This is a genomic window from Mycoplasma sp. 'Moose RK', from assembly GCF_015708155.1.
GTDB lineage: Bacteria > Bacillota_I > Bacilli_A > Mycoplasmatales > Metamycoplasmataceae > Mesomycoplasma.
This window is the reverse complement of sequence record NZ_JADDYD010000002.1, coordinates 1-17,944: the sequence shown is the minus strand read 5'-3', so window position 1 is coordinate 17,944 and position 17,944 is coordinate 1. Positions and strand designations below refer to the sequence as shown.

At 31.8% G+C, this 17,944-nt stretch carries 17 protein-coding genes; 9 read left to right on the top strand and 8 right to left on the bottom strand.

Going from position 1 to position 17,944, the window contains the following annotated elements:
- Window positions 1-5 precede the first annotated feature (5 nt).
- The 4 genes from IM807_RS03195 to IM807_RS03180 are packed head-to-tail and all read right to left on the bottom strand — an operon-like array spanning window position 6 to window position 4,607.
- Window positions 6-302, bottom strand: a complete 297-nt coding sequence (locus IM807_RS03195; RefSeq protein WP_196363114.1) for a YneF family protein — start codon at window positions 300-302, stop codon at window positions 6-8.
- Window positions 295-1,035: a ribonuclease HIII gene (locus tag IM807_RS03190; RefSeq protein ID WP_196363113.1), complete on the bottom strand. Its 741-nt coding sequence runs from the start codon at window positions 1,033-1,035 to the stop codon at window positions 295-297. Before IM807_RS03190 ends, IM807_RS03195 begins: the two co-directional genes overlap by 8 nt.
- Window positions 1,022-4,213: an ATP-binding protein gene (locus IM807_RS04430; protein ID WP_196363112.1), complete on the bottom strand. Its 3,192-nt coding sequence runs from the start codon at window positions 4,211-4,213 to the stop codon at window positions 1,022-1,024. The genes IM807_RS03190 and IM807_RS04430 overlap by 14 nt, the downstream gene beginning before the upstream one ends.
- A gap of 4 nt (window positions 4,214-4,217) precedes the next feature.
- Window positions 4,218-4,607, bottom strand: coding sequence for a PTS transporter subunit EIIB (locus tag IM807_RS03180; RefSeq protein ID WP_196363111.1), 390 nt, complete (start codon window positions 4,605-4,607; stop codon window positions 4,218-4,220).
- Window positions 4,608-4,672: 65 nt separating this feature from the next.
- Here IM807_RS03180 and trpS point away from each other — a divergent pair, with 65 nt between their 5' ends.
- Both trpS and thrS read left to right on the top strand, forming a co-directional pair.
- Window positions 4,673-5,656: a tryptophan--tRNA ligase gene (trpS, locus tag IM807_RS03175; RefSeq protein WP_196363110.1), complete on the top strand. Its 984-nt coding sequence runs from the start codon at window positions 4,673-4,675 to the stop codon at window positions 5,654-5,656.
- A gap of 4 nt (window positions 5,657-5,660) precedes the next feature.
- Window positions 5,661-7,400 (top strand): threonine--tRNA ligase, encoded by a 1,740-nt coding sequence (thrS, locus tag IM807_RS03170; protein WP_196363109.1) that lies wholly within the window; start codon window positions 5,661-5,663, stop codon window positions 7,398-7,400.
- Between the two features lie 760 nt (window positions 7,401-8,160).
- Here the strand turns inward: thrS and fusA are convergent.
- The 4 genes from fusA to IM807_RS03150 form a co-directional block, all read right to left on the bottom strand.
- A complete protein-coding gene (gene fusA / locus IM807_RS03165; protein ID WP_196363108.1) occupies window positions 8,161-10,245 on the bottom strand; it encodes an elongation factor G in 2,085 nt (694 codons plus the stop codon).
- 12 nt (window positions 10,246-10,257) lie between these two features.
- Complete coding sequence (gene rpsG / locus IM807_RS03160) at window positions 10,258-10,728, bottom strand: 30S ribosomal protein S7 (RefSeq protein ID WP_196363107.1); 471 nt, start codon at window positions 10,726-10,728, stop codon at window positions 10,258-10,260.
- 53 nt (window positions 10,729-10,781) lie between these two features.
- Entirely contained in the window at window positions 10,782-11,201 is a 420-nt protein-coding gene (gene rpsL, locus IM807_RS03155; RefSeq protein ID WP_196363106.1) for a 30S ribosomal protein S12, read from the bottom strand.
- Window positions 11,202-11,371: 170 nt separating this feature from the next.
- The gene (locus IM807_RS03150; protein WP_196363105.1) at window positions 11,372-14,641 is read right to left on the bottom strand and encodes a hypothetical protein; all 3,270 of its coding nucleotides are present in this window, start codon (window positions 14,639-14,641) and stop codon (window positions 11,372-11,374) included.
- Here IM807_RS03150 and IM807_RS03145 point away from each other — a divergent pair.
- The 7 genes from IM807_RS03145 to IM807_RS03115 form a co-directional block, all read left to right on the top strand.
- Window positions 14,633-14,878: a hypothetical protein gene (locus tag IM807_RS03145; RefSeq protein ID WP_196363104.1), complete on the top strand. Its 246-nt coding sequence runs from the start codon at window positions 14,633-14,635 to the stop codon at window positions 14,876-14,878. The two genes, IM807_RS03150 and IM807_RS03145, sit on opposite strands and share 9 nt — an antisense overlap.
- The gene (locus IM807_RS03140; RefSeq protein ID WP_196363103.1) at window positions 14,847-15,122 is read left to right on the top strand and encodes a hypothetical protein; all 276 of its coding nucleotides are present in this window, start codon (window positions 14,847-14,849) and stop codon (window positions 15,120-15,122) included. Before IM807_RS03145 ends, IM807_RS03140 begins: the two co-directional genes overlap by 32 nt.
- Window positions 15,123-15,401: 279 nt before the next feature.
- Window positions 15,402-15,632: a hypothetical protein gene (locus IM807_RS03135; protein WP_196363102.1), complete on the top strand. Its 231-nt coding sequence runs from the start codon at window positions 15,402-15,404 to the stop codon at window positions 15,630-15,632.
- Window positions 15,574-16,131 (top strand): hypothetical protein, encoded by a 558-nt coding sequence (locus tag IM807_RS03130; protein ID WP_196363101.1) that lies wholly within the window; start codon window positions 15,574-15,576, stop codon window positions 16,129-16,131. The genes IM807_RS03135 and IM807_RS03130 overlap by 59 nt, the downstream gene beginning before the upstream one ends.
- Window positions 16,132-16,294: 163 nt before the next feature.
- Window positions 16,295-16,657, top strand: a complete 363-nt coding sequence (locus tag IM807_RS03125) for a hypothetical protein (RefSeq protein WP_196363100.1) — start codon at window positions 16,295-16,297, stop codon at window positions 16,655-16,657.
- A 327-nt stretch (window positions 16,658-16,984) separates the two neighbouring features.
- Window positions 16,985-17,581, top strand: coding sequence for a hypothetical protein (locus IM807_RS03120; RefSeq protein ID WP_196363099.1), 597 nt, complete (start codon window positions 16,985-16,987; stop codon window positions 17,579-17,581).
- Window positions 17,582-17,601: 20 nt separating this feature from the next.
- Window positions 17,602-17,944, top strand: a 343-nt coding sequence (locus IM807_RS03115; RefSeq protein ID WP_196363098.1) for a hypothetical protein, incomplete at its 3' end; no start/stop codon positions are given.

Below are 17,944 nucleotides of genomic sequence, written 5' to 3'. Positions count from 1 at the left end.
TCTTTTTATGAATTTTTAGCTGCTTTTACCGAGCGCATCACTGCACGAATTTGTGCTTCTGAAGGTTTTCGACCCATTTGCATATACATTGCACGAATCATGTTTTCGGTGATGGGAGGATTTTCGCGAATTTGCTTTTCAAACATTCTTTTGGAAACAAAAAGTGCAATAATTCCACCCACAATGAATAAAATTATCCCAACAGCAATTGTGATTCCAATCCAACCACCAAGGCCAACACCACCGGCAACATTGAGATTTGTGCTGATTTTTTCGTTTAAATCAGCAAAATTTTTAACCATTTTTACTCCTTAATTCTACAAGTTTTGCATAAATTTTATTAGTTATACTAAAATGCATTTTAACATTTTTTTCTAAAAAAACTTCACCATGTTTGTTAATTTGCATCACACAAAAATCAACAATTTTGGTAATTTGGTTGGAACCAGCAGGAAAAATTGCTTGTCATTTCGCTTGTCGTTGAGCAAATTTTTGACTTAAAGCAAATTTGGCAATTATTGAAGCAGCAGCAACTTGTTTAATTTTTGTATCAGCTTTTTTTTCTAAAATCAAAGGATATTTTTCTAGATTTCAAGGTGAAAAATTGGCAAAATTGGCAATTTTTTCCAAATATTGTAAAAATTTTGCTTCACTAACAAAACCATCAATAAAAATTTTGTTGATGGTTTTACCATCGAAATTTTTCACAATTTTGCTTAAAATTTTAAAGTACAAAAGAGACTTAATTTCATGTGAATTCAGACCTTTTTTGATCAAATTGTTATATTCTTCCATTTCCAAAACAAGGAATTCAAAGGTAATTTTTGGCTTTAAAAGCTGAAAAAGATCAGCTATTTTCTTTTCAGTTAGTAATTTTGAATCAACTATTTGTGCCAAAAGTACTTTTTCAACTTCATTTTCAACAAAAGCAGCACAAGAAACTGTTAAATTTGTAAAATATTCACCTACGCCAACTTCATCGCAGCCAATTACAAGATCACTTGACTTATAAAGTTCGAAATTAAACAAGGTCATCTTCCTTTAATGCAACAATTTTTTCCCTTATTTTTGTGATTATTTTTTGTTGATTTAGTTTTCATTCAACAAAATTAATCACTAAAATTGGATATTCTTTTTTTTCAACAAACTTAATCGAATCAAAATATTTAATAAATTGCTGAGGCGTGCGATATTCAAGTGAATCAAGGAAAATTCCAAATAAAAATTGACCCTGGTCAAATACTGCAACATCAATTTCCACACTTCCAATTACAAAATTGGTTTTTGGTTCAAAATCAGGAAAAATTGCTATAAAATCTTCAATAAATTGTTGTTGAAATTTATTGAAAAAGGCTGATTTTCCAGTAATTGTCAAATTAGAAAGTGAAGGTTGACTCTTGATTTTGCGTGAATAGTGAACTTGTGAAATTACATCAAGATCAAGGAAATTAATTCAAGCTTTGAAAATTTCCAAATCTTCAGAAATTGAAGCATTTTGAATTTCACTTGCATTAATTGATTTGCAAATTATCATTTTTTGGCGAGCACGAGAAGTTGCCACATTTAAGGCGTTTTTTCCACCCTTTCGGGCAATATAAGTGGAAGCAAACTTTGCAGTTTGATCATAAGCCACTGAAATTATCACTAAATCAGCCTCATCTCCTTGAATATTTTCAAGATTATTGACAATAATTTTATCAGTGTAAATCATTTTTTCAATTTCAGGGTAAGAATCAAAAATGATTTTTTCAATTGCATTTTGTTGATTTTTATTAAAGGCCAAAATGATCATTGTCTCGAATTTGTGCAGAAACTTCTGCGCTATTTTCACAACTGCTTCAGCCTCTGCTAAGTTTTGTTGACCATCTCACTGCCCACCCACATTGTGAACTTCAATCACATCTGTACCATCAAAACGATAATTATTGGCAATTTTTAGTTCAGAATCATAAAAATGTTTGGAGTTAAAAGTCATTAAAGAAGCATGCTTTGAACGATAATTTTTGTCAAGCATTACGTTAAAGACACCTTTGGAATGAGCATATTCTAAAATTGATTCAATGTTAGCAAAAGCATCATCTTCTGATTCTTCATTCGTTTTAGAAGCAAATCAGCGTACTGGCTGCATTTGCTGATGGTCTCCCACCAAAATTTTCGTTTTTCCATAGTACAAAAGTGGCAAAGCCTCTTCTAAAAACATCTGTGAAGCTTCATCAATAATCACATAATCAAATTCTTTTTTCTCAAACATCACTAATTCAATGTCAGGAGTTGTGATGATAACAGGAAAAAGTGTCTTGATAATTTTGGCATGTTTAAGAAGAAATTTATAAGGTGACATTTTCTTTTTCTGGGTAACGCTGAGACGAAACCGGTTGTAATCTTGCTGAAATTCCTCGTCTTTTGTCAATTTTGTTAACATTTCAAAAACTTTTTTTGCTTTAAAAACAAAAAGCGCTTTGTCACTTATGACCTCAATTTTGGATTTAGTGGCAAAATTGAGGAAATTTTCCAAGTTAGCAAAATTTGAAATGTTTAATTTTTCAATTTTACTGTAAATATTTTCCAAATTATCGTCATAATTTGTTAGATTTGCAAGGATGATGTCAACATCGTCACGTAAATCTTTTGAAACAGCATGAAGCGCTTTTTCATAAATTTTCAATTTTCTTTTCAAAGTTGACTCAATAATGTGAAGTTTGAGCTGAGTTTGTGTGCGTGGCGACCTTTTTGGATTAATATTAATCGATTTGGATAGTTTAAAAATCGCTTCAGCAACATTAAGTGAAAAGAATTTATTGGCATTTTCAATAATTTTATAGGCTTCCAATGTGTCGTTTAGAACTTCTTCATCGGGAAAAATTTTCATTGCAAGTTCCAAATATTCACGGTCCTCATTTGAAAAAACTTTGATCTCGCCAAACTCAGATTTAAGGTTAAAATTCTCGATAATTTCGACATATTCTTCAATTGGTTTGTAAAAATCCTTGTAATTTTCCAACTTTTCGTTGATCACAAAAAGACAAAAATAAGAAATCATTTTTAATCTTTTACGCAAAACAACAAGGGCAATTTTTTTCTGCGAACTGACAAGTGCGGTTTTGCTTAAAGCAATAATATTGGCAATAATATTGGCGATTGTCTGCGATTTTCCGGTCCCTGGGGGCCCTCAAATTATTGTGTTTTGCAAAATTGCCGAAATATGGGCATAATCCTGTGTAAAATTAGTTGGTTGAATTTTGAAAAAACTACTAAAATTAGGCGAAAAAAGCGATTTTTCAACATTATTTCGGTAAATATTTTTGTCAATATTTACATCGATTAAGCTGTGAATTTCACCTGTTTTAATCATTGTTTCCATAATTTGGCGCTGATGTGATCCACCAGTGTTAAAGAAACCTAGAACAACACCAGGATAAAAAGCAATTGTCTCATCAGCGGGAACAACATCTTTGGGAACAGCGGCAATTATGCTTGGAATTTCAAACTTATCTTCAAAAATTTTTCTTAAATGTTCCACTAATTCGTCAATTGAAAATTCAGAAAAATCAAAGTCAAAATCAAAATGATAGTCCAATTTTTTCAAAAATGTTGCCAATTTATTATTTAATTTTATGTGCCCGTCAGCATGCAAATTTGGTACTGAACTTGAAATTGAAACTTCACATTCTTTAACAAAAAGTGGGCCAAAAAATTTTCGGTCCTCAATTGCCAAAGAAATGTAAAGAAAACCGATGTGTAAAGGTCAAATGTTGCGATCACGCAAGATATCGTAAGATTTTTTAATTAATCTTTTTCATTTTGCTAGTCCCGTTTGTTTTTTGTAATTAATTTTGTTAGTAATATTTGTTTTCGCGTTCTGAAAATCAGCATCCAATGATTTCAAGTCAGCAGTTGTAAGTTTGTAATTGTTATTCTTAAAAAGTTCAACAAATTCTTCTTTGTTAGCAGTTTCATTAATTTTTTCAAGTAAATCACCAAATTCGTAACTAGCAAGTGAAAACGATGAAATTGGCAAAGAAAGCAGCTTTTTGAAATCAGAAAGATTGAGCGCTGAAAACAAATCAATGTAATTTTCGTTGTCAATTCTTGTAAAAAGTGCTGAATCAGCGCGCTCAATTGTACTTAAATTCGCCAGTAAACGTTCGTAACTAACATTTTGGTTTCCAGATTGAAACTTTTGGTTTTCTTTTTTTGGGTCAAATTTTTCCATTTTTTTATACTAAATCCTCGTAATTTTTTGTTTTTTTAGGTGAAAAATTTTCAATTGCTTCGCAAATTACCTTCGAACGGCTTCCAACTATCAAATTCACAGTTTGAAAATCAACAACCACGCCCGAAACACCTTTTAATTGTTTGATTTTTTCAAAATCTAAATTTTCAGTTGTCCTTAATTTTATAATTAAGCGGGAAATCTTGTAACTGCTGTTTTCAATATTTTTTTTACCCCCTAACAAATTAATTAATTTCTCGATTTCAAAGTCAAGTTTGACTGAATATTGAAAATCAGACCTTGTTTTATTGAGTTTTTTGCTAATCAGTTTACCAAAAAAACCAAAAGTGATGATTTGTAAAAACAGGTAAACTACTTTTGAAAAAAAAATCATAATAATTCATTAATTATACTCATTTTTTACTATTTTTTATCATTATATGATAGAATTTTTAAAACATGAAGAAAAGATTGGTAACTGGAATAACAGCGACTGGTGAATTAACGATTGGAAACTTTTTGGGTTCAATCAAACCAAGCGTTGAATTGCAAGAAAAATACGAAAATTTTATTTTCGTTGCCGATTTACATGCGCTTACTTTGCCAATTCAGCCCGAAGAATTAAGTAAAAATCGCAAAAGTATTTTTGCTTTCTACCTTGCTTGCGGTTTTGATCCTGAAAAAACTACTTTGTTTTTTCAATCAGAGGTCAGCGCACACGCTGAATCATACTGACTTTTTCAAACACAAACAACAATTGGTGAGCTGTCAAGAATGACACAATTCAAGGACAAATCAAGACAAAAACAACAAAATAACACCGAAACTATCCCAACCGGCTTGCTCACTTATCCGATTTTAATGGCTGCTGACATCCTTTTGTACAACGCTGATTTTGTTACTATTGGCGCCGATCAGGCACAACATCTTGAATTAACACGAAATATTGCAGAAAAATTCAACAAAAAATTCAACGCTAATTTCAACATTCCTGAACCTGTAATTTCACAGGCAACCAAAAAAATTATGTCGCTAACCGATCCAACCAAAAAAATGTCCAAATCAACAAGTGACAAAAATTCGGCAATTTTTCTGACTGATTCACCAAAAGTTGCTTTTCAAAAAATTCAAAAAGCCGTAACTGACTCAGAAAATAAAATTTACTTTAGTGAAAACAAACCTGGAATTACGAACCTTTTAAACATTTTTATGGGTCTTAGTGGCAAAAATCAGGAAGAAACCCTTGCTTTTTTTCATGACAAGGATTACTTTTTTCTCAAGCAGACTGTTGGTCAAATCGTTGCTGATTTTCTTGAAGAAATTCAAGAAAAATACCAGCAAAATGCAATTATTATTGATGCTTTGGCAACAATTGGTGCCGAAAGAGCAGCAAAAATTGCTAATTTAAACTTGAATAAAATTAAGAAAAAATTAGGGCTTTAAATTCATGAACCAAAAAATTGATAATCAGCTCAACCACTCTGCCGCTCACCTTTTGGCATGTGCGATTAAAATACTTTTCCCGCAGGTAAAATTGGGAAATTGCGCTATTTTTGAAGATGGTTTTTTCTATGATTTTGATTTGGAAAATTCAATTTCACAACTTGATTTTGCAAAAATTGAAAAAATGATGCAAAAATTGTTGACAAAAAACCTACAGATTATTAAAAAAAATTCTTTAGAATCAAGAATTTTAACTGAAGAATATAAAAAAATTTTAGAGAAAAATTTTAGAGAAAAATCTGCAAAAATCACCTATTTTTCTATAGTTGATCAAAATAAAAACGAGATTTTTGCAGATTTTTGCACAACTGGTGAACTTGAATCTCTTAATAAAATCAAACATTTTAAACTTCTTAACATCGCCGGTGCTTATTGACTTGGTAGCGCAAAAAACAAGCAACTGACACGAATTTATGGCACCTGCTGAGATTCAAAGGAAAATTTGGCAAAATTTCTTGAAATTTTGCGTCAAAGACAAGAGCAAGACCACCGCAAGCTAGGGAAAAAAATGCAATTATTCACTTTCAGTCCCCTTTTTGGTTTAGGGTTTCCTATTTGGCTTGAAAATGGGATGAAAATTCACAACAAAATTAAACAAGTAATTCTCAAATTTGACCGTAATTACGGCTTCAAAGAGGTGATGACGCCCCACTTTGGTCATCAAAAGCTATACGAAATTTCCGGACACCTAGATCATTATAAAGATGATATGTTCGCATCTTTGGATGTTGATTCAGAGTTCTTGATTCCAAGGCCAATGACCTGCCCTCACCATATTGTGTTGTTTTCTGGCCAACTTTTTAGTTATAGAAATTTGCCTTACCGGATTTCTGAGCAATCGCGTTTGTATCGTTACGAAAAATCAGGCGCGCTTTCTGGGCTTGAGCGCGTGCGCGCAATGGATCTTACAGAAGGTCATATTTTTGTTGCCAAAAATCAAGTTTTTGATGAAATTAATCACCTTTTTGGAATGATTTTAACAGTTCTTAATTTTTTTAAAATCGAAGTTTCATACATTTCTTTTTCACGAAGAGATCCTGAAAATAAGGACAAATTTTTTCAAAATGATCAAATTTGAAATCAGGCCGAAAATGATTTAAAGCAATTTTTGGACTCAACTGGTGTTGATTATGTTGAAAAAATTGGTGAAGCAGCTTTTTATGGTCCAAAAATTGATTTTCAAATTAAAACTGTTTTCAACAAGGAAATCACGATTTCAACGATACAACTTGATTTTTTGTTGCCAAAAAAATTTGAAATTTTTTTCACAAATGAGCACAACGAAAAGGAAACGCCGATCCTGATTCACCGGGGTTTGATTGGCACATATGAAAGATTTATTGCGATTTTGCTTGAACAAACTAAAGGAGTTTTGCCATTTTGGCTTTCACCAAAACAAATTGTTGTCATTCCGGTGACAGAAAAACACTTTGATTTTGCACAAAAAGTTCACAAAAAACTCTTTGAACTTGGGTTTGAATCTGAAATTGATCTTCGGAATGAGCGAATTTCTCGTAAAATTAGAGAGGCAAATTTGCAAAAAATTAATTTTCAAATTGTTATTGGTGACGAAGAAGTTGTAAATAACCAAATTACTTATCGTGAATTTGGTTCGACAAAAACTGAAACAGTTTCACTTGAAAGTTTTATTGAAATGCTGAATAATTTAGTAAAAAATGTATAAAAAAATCACAAAAATTCCTGATTTTTTCTTTTCTTTCATTACAATTTTTTTACCTATTGGTCTAATTTTTGCATTTTTCTCACCTGATTTTTATGGAAAAGTGATCATTTCCTACTGAATTTTGCTTTTAGTTGCAATTCTTAATTTTTTTGTTTGCATTTTGATTTCACTGATTTGAATTAGGCTAAAAGTTGTTCAGTTTTCCTTTATTTTTTACTATTCAGTCATACTTTTTTCCCTAACAGTTTTGCTTTTAACTTATCCTCTAAGTTTGAACAAAAATCTTTTGAGTCTCCGGATAATTTTGACCTGCACTACCATTTTTTTAATTATTCCTTCCCTCATGGTCAAAAAAAAAATTGAATTGCGTTTTTCAAAAAGACAATTTAAAAAAAATAAATCCAAAAAGACACATTAAGAATTATAAATTTTTCAATTTTTCTGTATGAGCCCGCTTTTTTTGATTTTTGGGGAATTACACATGAAAATGCTGTCTCACGAGCGGAAAAATTAAGAAAAATTTAGCCATTTTTTCGCTTTTTGTGGTTGTTTTTACAACCACAAAAATAAAAAAGCACCTATTTTTGGTGCTTTTTTATTCCTCAGTTTTTTAATAAAGATCAATAAAAAACTGAGGAATTTTGAATAGGTAAAAAAATGAGTTTTCAAACTGACATCGATTTTTTAAAGTAAAAAAATGTAAGTTTTTTCTTAATTTCTTCCTTTTTTTGCCAAAAAAAGGAAGAAATTTTAAATTAAATTAGTCATCAGATTTAATTGCGCGCTGCTTGACAATCACATCAGAAATGTTTTTAGGCACGACTTCATAATGATCAAATTGCATCTGGTAGGTGCCACGCCCTGAAGTCATTGAACGAAGTTGGGTCGAATAACCAAACATTTCTGATAAAGGAACATGGGCACGAATCACATTTGCCCCATCTGAACGAGTTTCTTGCTCACGAACAAGTCCACGACGACGTGATAAATCACCCATTACATCACCTGAATATTCAGAAGGAGCAAAGACAGAAACGTCCATAATCGGTTCTAAAAGTACTGTTCCTACAGCATCACGAGCGCGAGAAAGCGCTTTTGATGCAGCAATTTTGAAGGCCATTTCAGAGGAGTCAACTTCGTGAAATGAACCATCAAAAAGGGTTGCACGTACATTTATTAGCGGGTAACCTGCAAGAATTCCAACTTGCATCTTTTCTTCAAGACCTTTTTGAATTGATTTGATATATTCTTTAGGAATTTTTCCACCGACAATTTTATCAACAAACTCAAAGCCTTCTTCTGGATTAGGTTCAAATTTAATTCAAACATGACCATACTGACCACGTCCACCGGATTGTTTAATATATTTTCCTTCAACTTCAGCACTTTTTGTAATTGTTTCACGATAAGAAACCTGAGGTTTTCCAACACTAGCTTGGACATTAAACTCTCTTTTGAGGCGATCAACAATGATGTCAAGGTGCAATTCACCCATTCCTGCAATAATAGTTTGACCAGTTTCAATGTCAGTTCAAGTTTTAAAAGTTGGATCTTCATTGGCTAATTTTTGGAGAGCATTGGCTAATTTTTCTACTTCTGCTTTAGAAAAAGGTTCTAGTGATTGTGAAATAACAGGTTCAGGGAAAACCATTTTTTCCAAAACAAAATTCTTACTTTTTTCAGAAATCAAGGAATCACCAGTTGTTGTGTCTTTTAGACCAACAAAAGCGCCAATATCACCAGTGCGAACTTCATCGATTTCTTCACGGGAATTGGCGTGCATTGCCAAAATTCGACCAACTCTTTCTTTTTTACCTTTTGTTGAATTAATAATGTAAGAACCTTTGCTTAAAACTCCAGAATAAACACGGAAAAAGGTGAGCGAACCAACAAAAGGATCATTCATAATTTTGAAAGCAAGGGCAGAGAATTCTTGATTATCACTGGCTTCAATTGTAATTTCTTGTTCATCACGAAAAGCTTTAATTGGTGGGACATCCACTGGCGAAGGTAAGTAATCAATTACAGCATCAATCATTTTTTTGACACCTTTATTTTTAAAGGATGAACCACAAACAACAGGAAAGAAATCACCAGTAATTGTCGCCTTTCGAATTGCGGCACGAAGTTGTTCAGGCGAAATTTCCTTTTCTTCAAGAAGATCATTAAGAAGATTTTCATCATAATCAGCGACTGCTTCTGCAAGTTGAGCACGCATTTTCCGGGCTTTTTCCTCAAGTTCTTGGGGAATTGGAATTTCGTTTTCGTTTTCCTCTTTTTGACCATCATAATTAAAAGCTTTAAATTCAACAAGGTCAATCAAGCCACTAAAATCGCCTTCAGAACCAATATTTAGTTGAATTGCAACAGCATTTCCATTCAATTTTGTGCGCACAGATTCAATTGATGCTTCAAAATTAGCTCCTGCTTTGTCCATTTTGTTGACATAAACAACACGGGGAACATGATAATTTGTTGCTTGGCGTCAAACTGTTTCAGTTTGGGGTTCGACTCCCGATTGAGCATCCAAAACAGCAACTGCACCATCTAAAACTCGCAATGAACGTTCAACCTCAACAGTAAAATCAACGTGACCGGGTGTATCGATAATGTTAATTCTTTTTCCTTTTCAAAAAGCGGTCGTTGCTGCAGAGGTAATTGTGATTCCACGCTCTTTTTCTTGCTCCATTCAGTCCATTTGGCTAACGCCATCATGGGTTTCACCAATTTTATGGATTTTACCAGTGTGAAAAAGAATTCGTTCAGTCGTTGTTGTTTTTCCGGCATCAATATGAGCCATGATTCCAATATTGCGGTAATCTTTAAGTTCAAATTTTCGAGACATATTAACAAAATCCTACCATTTAAAGTGAGCAAAAGCGCGGTTTGCTTCAGCCATTTTGTGGGTGTCCTCTTTTTTCTTAAAGGCACCACCAGTTTTGTTATAAGCATCAATAATTTCATTCGCTAAACGAACAACCATTGTTTTTTCGTTGCGTTTACGGGCAAAAAGGATTAATCAACGAAGAGCCAAAGTTTGTTGACGCTTCAAGCGAACTTCCATTGGCACTTGATAGTTTGTTCCGCCAATTCTACGAGAACGAACTTCAGCAAGTGGAGTAACATTTTTAACTGCTTGCTGAAAAACTTCAAGCGGATCTTTTTCAGTTTTTTGTTCAACCAATTTAAAAGATGAATAAAGAATATTTTGGGCTGTAGTTTTTTTTCCCTCAAGCATCACACAATTAATTGCTTTTGTGATCAATTTGGAATTAAAAACTGGATCTGATAGCACTTCGCGAATTGGTGCTTGTTTCTTTCGTGACATTTTTACTCCTTTTGAAAATTAAAATCTTTTCATTTTTTGTCTTTTAACAAATTTTATTTGTTATTTTTCGGTTTTTTAGCACCATATTTTGAACGACCTTGTGCCCTTTTTGCAACACCAGTAGTGTCTTGAGTTCCACGAACAATATGGTAACGAATCCCAGGCAAATCTTTTACTTTCCCACCGCGAATTAGCACAATTGAGTGCTCTTGCAAGTTGTGACCTTCGCCAGGAATGTAAGCATTAACCTCAATTCCATTTGAAAGTTTAACACGGGCAAATTTTCGAAGGGCTGAATTCGGTTTTTTCGGCGTCATTGTTGCAACACGAGTACAAACTCCACGCTTGAAAGGTGAACTTATTTTTAGTTCTTTTTTATGCAATGAGTTAAAAAGTGTGTTCAACGCTGGAACTTTGGATTTACCGATTTTTTTAACACGGCATCCTTTAGATAATTGCGATATAGTTGGCATTTTCCCCTTTAAAGTGCTGAAATACAGCATGATTTTTATTTAGCTAACAACCATTTCGGTTGTATCAAAAGAATATTCTTCTGTAAATTAAAAAATAATTATAACAATTATTTTATAAATTAGTATAAAAAACCCAGATAATTTTTTCTAACAATTTTTTGCAAATTTTTTTAATTTTCAGGTAATTCAGGAGGTTTAAAAGGCCCTAGCATATCATAATAATTTAATGGATCGTAGAGTAATGGCTTGTGAATGTTTCCACTACCATCCAAATTCATTGATATAATTCAAGAAGAAGTTCCATCTGAATTCACAAAGCGTTCGGCTTTTGTTTTTTGATTGTAATAGTCCCAACTAGCTTGTGTTTCTTCAATTCCTGGTTGCGATGTTTTTCCTTCTTTATTTTTTACATAAATAATTTTTCATTTTTTACCTGAATATCGAGTTCCTCAAGAAACAGCACCAATACCTGTTTGAATTTGCAAATCAGTTGTTTTTGAATTAGCGGTTAATCGTGGTATAGCCCTATTTTGATAAAATATTCTATTTAATTCACTATCATTAGTAGTTCATTCACCATAGGAAGGTGCAGATCAAAAAACATTTGAGATGTTTTTTGGAAATTTATTAATTCTAGGAATTAATTCCTGATTTTTTCTTGTAGTAGATCCTCATTCGTTTCAGTAATTATTTCCTTCATCTATTATTGAAATAGCATCATGAGGTTGTGCTGAACTAGAATAAGGCATAACATGCCCTGGCGTTCCATAAGGAGAATTTGGCACAAATGAATAAAGATTTTGGATTGAATCCTTTGATTTTGTTTTTAATTGTAAGGAAATTGGCAGATTAACAATCTTTCCTGCTTGGTAGAAAAGTGCTTTTGCATCTTGAAAAACTTGTGGTAAATGAAAATAGCCAGTATTAGAATTAATTTTTCAATAAAGTGTTAAATATTTAATGTTTTTTCCTACATCTAATTTTGTCCTGATTGCCACTGGCGGTTCTGGAACTTTAAGAGTTTGAATATCACTTCATTTCCTTGCATTTCCAGTATTTTTGTAGATCTTATCATCGGGTTGTCAAAGATGTAGTTGAGACTTTGAATCATCTTCACCATCATTAATAATAACCTTCAACCAATCTTGTTCTTTATAAGGGGTTAAGTGCGGAAACTCACCAAAAGGATTATAATCTTTTCCGGTTGGTTGAATTAAATCATTTGGATCATAAATTGCATAACTAAATCCTATAAGTCCTGGATTCATATAATCAACATTTGTCGGCGTTACCATTGCTGCTTGTGAGGTAAGACGGAAAATAACGGATTGTGGATTAGATGAAGATGAAGATGAAGATGAAGATGAAGATGAAGAATTTGTTGGATCAAAATGATATTTTTCAACATCTTTAATAATAATTTCAACTCTAGCTCCAATTACAGATTTAAGAGTTTTGGGTTGTAATTTTAAACTAGCAATCTGACTTTCAGGATTTCATTTTAGATCTGAAAGAGTTAAATAATACTTGAAATTTCCTTTCATTGAAGGGGTATAACTAGTAATGCTACTAAAATCTTCTTGATAATCACTGTCAGAGCTAGTACTACTTTTTTGATTAGGAATCAACTTTAATTTTAAATTTTGTTTAAGTCACTCAGTATTAATTGCCGTTGCTGCTTCCTTGTTAAATTTAATGTAAATTTGTTCACCTTCATAATAATCATATCTGATTGGATGTGACCATCCACTTTCAAGTTTTACTGGAATGTTCAAAGGTGCAAAGTAAATTTTATCAGGACTACTTTTTTTAATAGGTAATCCTTCAACATCTTTAAGAAATTTAAGTAATTCTTCAGTTGGTTTAAGACCACTTATTTTATGATTGTCTTTAACTGCACCATCAAGAGGCTCAGCACTAGTTACTTCATAAATAGCACCCGGATCAAGATTTGAAATATTAAAAGTTAATTTTTTGGTTTTTGTATTTATTAAAACAGGAAGTGAAGTATTTTCAATACTTTCAGCAAAAACAGTTGGAAAAATCTTTTTATATTTTAGTACAAAAGGAACATCAGCAATTGAACTAGCTTGCTTTTCATCTTTTAATTCAATTTCAATATTTACAATTGAAGTAGAAAGGGGTTTTAATGTTACGGGGTTATTAGTAGCAAGGCTTAAATTCTTTGCTGTTGTCCGAAACTTACGCAAAAACTGTTTTGCCCCTGATTGAATTTCTGGGACAAATTCTACTGTAAGATCTTGTAAAGGAGCGTTTTGTTGATTTTGATTGCCACCACCCGAAGATGATGAGGATTTTTCAATTTTCAAAGTTAAATCTTTGTATTCAGTGTATTGCTCAAGACCACTAAATTTAAATTCAAGGCAACTTTGACTTGAACCTGTGCATTGATTTGATTTTTTTTGACCATTATTTGGTTGTTGTTGTTGTTGTTTAGTTGCAGTGAATTTAGGTGTTAAACCTGCATCATTCAGGTCTTTTGTCCATCCTTCTAGTTTGATTGTTGCTGAATCATCATCAATTTGTTTTGCTTCAATATTACTAATAAGTGGCTGTGTAATAAAATCAAGGGTGACAGAACTAGAACTAGTAGAACGTTTTTTGCGGAGTTTAGCAGCAGTTTTCCATCCAGAAGTCAGATTAGGATTTTTTACTTTTGATTTTTCATCAATTTTTAGATCAACAGTTTTGGAAGTCAGCGCTTTAATTGTGTATTTTCGCCCTGGTTCAAGAACATTATTAAATCTAAAAGTAGCTTCAAGTTGCTCTTGTTGCTGCTGAGCACCTCTCCCTCTTCCATCTCCAGATTGGGTCGAAGTTCTAATAGTTGTTGTTGAACCAATCGATTGAGATTGGTCAGTTTTTTCAAGATAAAGGGTAACAAGATCATCTTTTAGGAAAGCATCATCTTTGTCAAATACTAATTTAATTTCAGCAGAATCAGTTGTCACATCCTTTATTTCAGTTTTAACTAATTTTGCATTTTCAGCTTTTGAATAAAATTTTCGTTGAAGTGCATTTTCATTTTTAATTGGGGTGTCAAATTCGATTTTTTGTTGCGACTGTTTGTTTTTAATTTCTTCAATTATATATTGCTTTGCTTTTTTAAGATCTTTATTTACTGAAAATTTAACAGTTGAAACGCCTTGTGAAGCTGCTGTTAGTTGGGCTTCAGCTTTTACATTTTTTGAACTACTCCAGCTTGAAGGTATATATTTGTTTCCAAAAGTTTCATTAAGTTTAGCTTTTAGCTCTATTTGCTGATTATTTAGTTCACCATTATTATTGTAAAATTCAACAGTAACATCGGTTTGACCTTCTGAAACTGCTTCATACTGAATTGCTTTGACAGCATTTGCTGTTTTTAATTCAATAGTACTATTATCTCTTGGAGGTGTGACTGTTAATCTTTGTGGCAAACGCACAGCAAAATTATTTTGATCACTTTCTTTAAACAAGACGACGATGAAAATGCTGATGGAAAATCAGCAACTTTAGAATTTAATTTTAATAATAAATTTTTACAAATTCCTTCTAGTTATGCAACTATTACTATTGCCCCTGCTGAAAGTTCTTCAACACAATCACAACAAAAAGAAGTTACTTTTATATCAGAAAATCCGTATGATTCAAGTAATGGAAAAATTACTTTTTAAATTAAATAATTTGGATAGATTTCACACCTATAAAATCACCAATTTTGAAATTGGTGGTGAAAAAATTGATCCTTTTGTTGCTGCTTCTGCTGGAACAGCTAATGTAAATTTCACGCCTGTAGCGCAAAAAATTTATCTGTCTGACTTAGAAGTTGAAAATCTAAGAACGGGTGATATACAAACTTCGTCTGGTCGCGGAAAACAAGAAAACAATTTCTGAAGATGGTTCAAGAGTTTTTGGTAAAATCAAATTTTATTTTGACAAGGATGATTCTTGATTAAATAAATCTAAATTTGAAATTAAAATTAAGGATAAAATAAAGGGACTAACATAACAACAATTACAAATGCAGCAGTTAGAGAAGATAACACAAAACCGGCAACACCTTATAAGGTTGAAATTAATTTAAAAAATCAAAATCAAATCCAACCTGGAAGCAAAATTGCTTTTGAATTTAAAATAAAAGAAGTTGATCAAGTAACCAATCTTAAAGGCAAATCACCTGAAGACATTAAAATCGAAGTGCCCGAAAGACAATATAATTTGGATTATGCGCCCAAATTAGAAACAGATGTTGTGATTCCCCCAGTAATTGAATCAGTAATTGTAAATAATTTAACTGATACTTCAGCTAAATTAAAAATCAAAATAAAAGGTGATTCTAGAAATTTTGATAAAATAGTTAAAAATCCCATTGTTTTATCAATCCAACCAGATCCAAAAAAAACAAACACAAAACAAAATCCCTATTAGTTTAGTAACAACTTCATATGTTACAAGGTTAGAAGAAAAAAATAAGTCAAAATTTGAAATTGAATATGATCTTAAAGATCTTATTCCCAATGTTGAATATAAAATCCTTAAATTACAGGGTCAAGATCTTGAAATCCCGTTTGGTGAAAAACAATATAAATTAAAATTAGCGCAAAGTAGTGGCACTTCACAAACAAATGCAAGTGCAACCGAAAAAACATTTAAAACCACGTTTTCTGTACTTTCGCCCGAAAGTATAATTTTGACTCAAAAACAAAGAACTCCTTCAGGTGGTCAATCTGGTTCAGAATATCTGCCTGAAACTCTGGATTTAAATCTTGATCCTGTTTCAATGTGAAGTTTGGATAAGAAAAAAATAATGGTCAAATTTAAACCTGTTGGTCCAGATGGAAAAGATCTAACATCTGGTGATAATAATAAAGAAAGAAATTATGAATTTAATGTTAATATGATAAAGTTAAAAATCACTTGTTGCTAGTTTAAAAGCAAAACCGGTAACTGATTCAAATTCTGATTTTAATCTTTATCCTTCAACCACTTATAAAATTACACAAATTAGCTCAAGAACTGATGGAATTACACTTAATCTTGATCAGGGAGCAACAAATAAAAAAGATGATCAATTAAAATTTACAACCCAGTTGGCCCAACCGCCATTAAAAGAAGTAAAAATTTCTAATTTTTACAATAAACAAGGGCTAGATGACACTTTTGAACAACATATTTACTTTGCCTTTGATGATCCCTATCGAGCAATTGATGAATCATCAATTAAAGATTGAAAATTAATTCTTGAAGGAACAACTGATAAAAACAAGAATAATGATGCAACTGATGCTTCTTCATGGGAACAAGTAGCCAAATATGAACCTGAAAGTGCTAGTTCAAACGGCGTTGTTTTGTTTAACCCACGGGAATTAGATGCTCCAGAATTTCAATATAATGAAGATCCTGAATTGCAAAGAATTCTAGTATATAGAGAAAAAGATAGAAGAACAAATTAAAATAATTGATGGTGAAATCGATAACTTTTCTATCCGTGATGCTGAGCGAATAAGTTTAATAAAAAAACTTGCCAATTCTAATTATAGAACACAGTTTGAGCAACAACTAAGATCAGAGAGTAGTAAAATCAAGCAAGCAATTGAGGAAAGAAACAAAAGCTTGAGGCAAGACAAGAAGAACTTGAAAAAATAAAAGCGTATTTTGATTTTAAAAATCAGGAAAATCAATCTAGTACCAATGCTGTTTCTATTAGGAGACAACATCCTTATAGACGTTATTTTGCCTTCACTCTAAAAGGTGATGCATCTTGATTAAAATACTATAAAATGAGAGTTGCAATTCAATATAAATATTTTAAAGATAATAATAATCGAAGTCAATCTCAATTTGCAAAATTAATCACCAAATTAGATACAAATCAAACAGATAATAGAAATGAAAAAGAAGAAGCATATCAAAATTCAACTTCAAATCAAAGAAACAAGGTTTCTGGTATTGAAACATTAGAATTAACTGATTTTGCCAAGTATACCAACCGAATTTTATTGAAAAAATCTGAAATTAAGCCTTTAAACCAAATTGGCGCTTATATTGAAATGGAATTTGAGGATCCAAAAGGGTTGTTGAATGTTTTAAAAAACAGATTTGAAAATGCTAAAACAAGCGGAAAAGATGACCTTACTAGTTGAATAGAGTTATCATCAAAAATCTTTTTTGACAGCCAAGCAGACATAATTAAAAACCCAAGTGAATCACCAACAAAAATTAATAATATAAAGTTGATTCATCAAATGACACCGATGGTTATTTTAATTCAGTTCCAAAAAACCAGTGAACAGCTAGCAATTCTTCCCATTATAACCTTGATTTTGATGTTAGAGGGTATGAATATGATCTTAAAAATCCATTTGGACAGCTCATAAATGACCCTAATAAAACTTATGTGGATCTAATTGGTGAAATTCCAAAATCATTAGAACCAAAAACTCAATTGAAGATAAATGAATCAAATGATAAATTTTACACTTTAAGACTTGCAAAGGTTGATGTAAATTCTAGTTCGAAAACAGTAAAAATTGGCTTAATTATTACTTATTATTGGAGAACCCCTGATTCATTTTCATCAAAAATAATTAATATTTTTCCTAAATTTTTAAGTGGCGCTATTCAAAATGGAAGCCAAAATAATGATATCTTTCAACCGCTTATTCCTTCTTTATCAAAAAATATTAATTTAACATTTATGACTTCGCCAATTATTAAAAAAGAAGACCCTTATTGAGGTA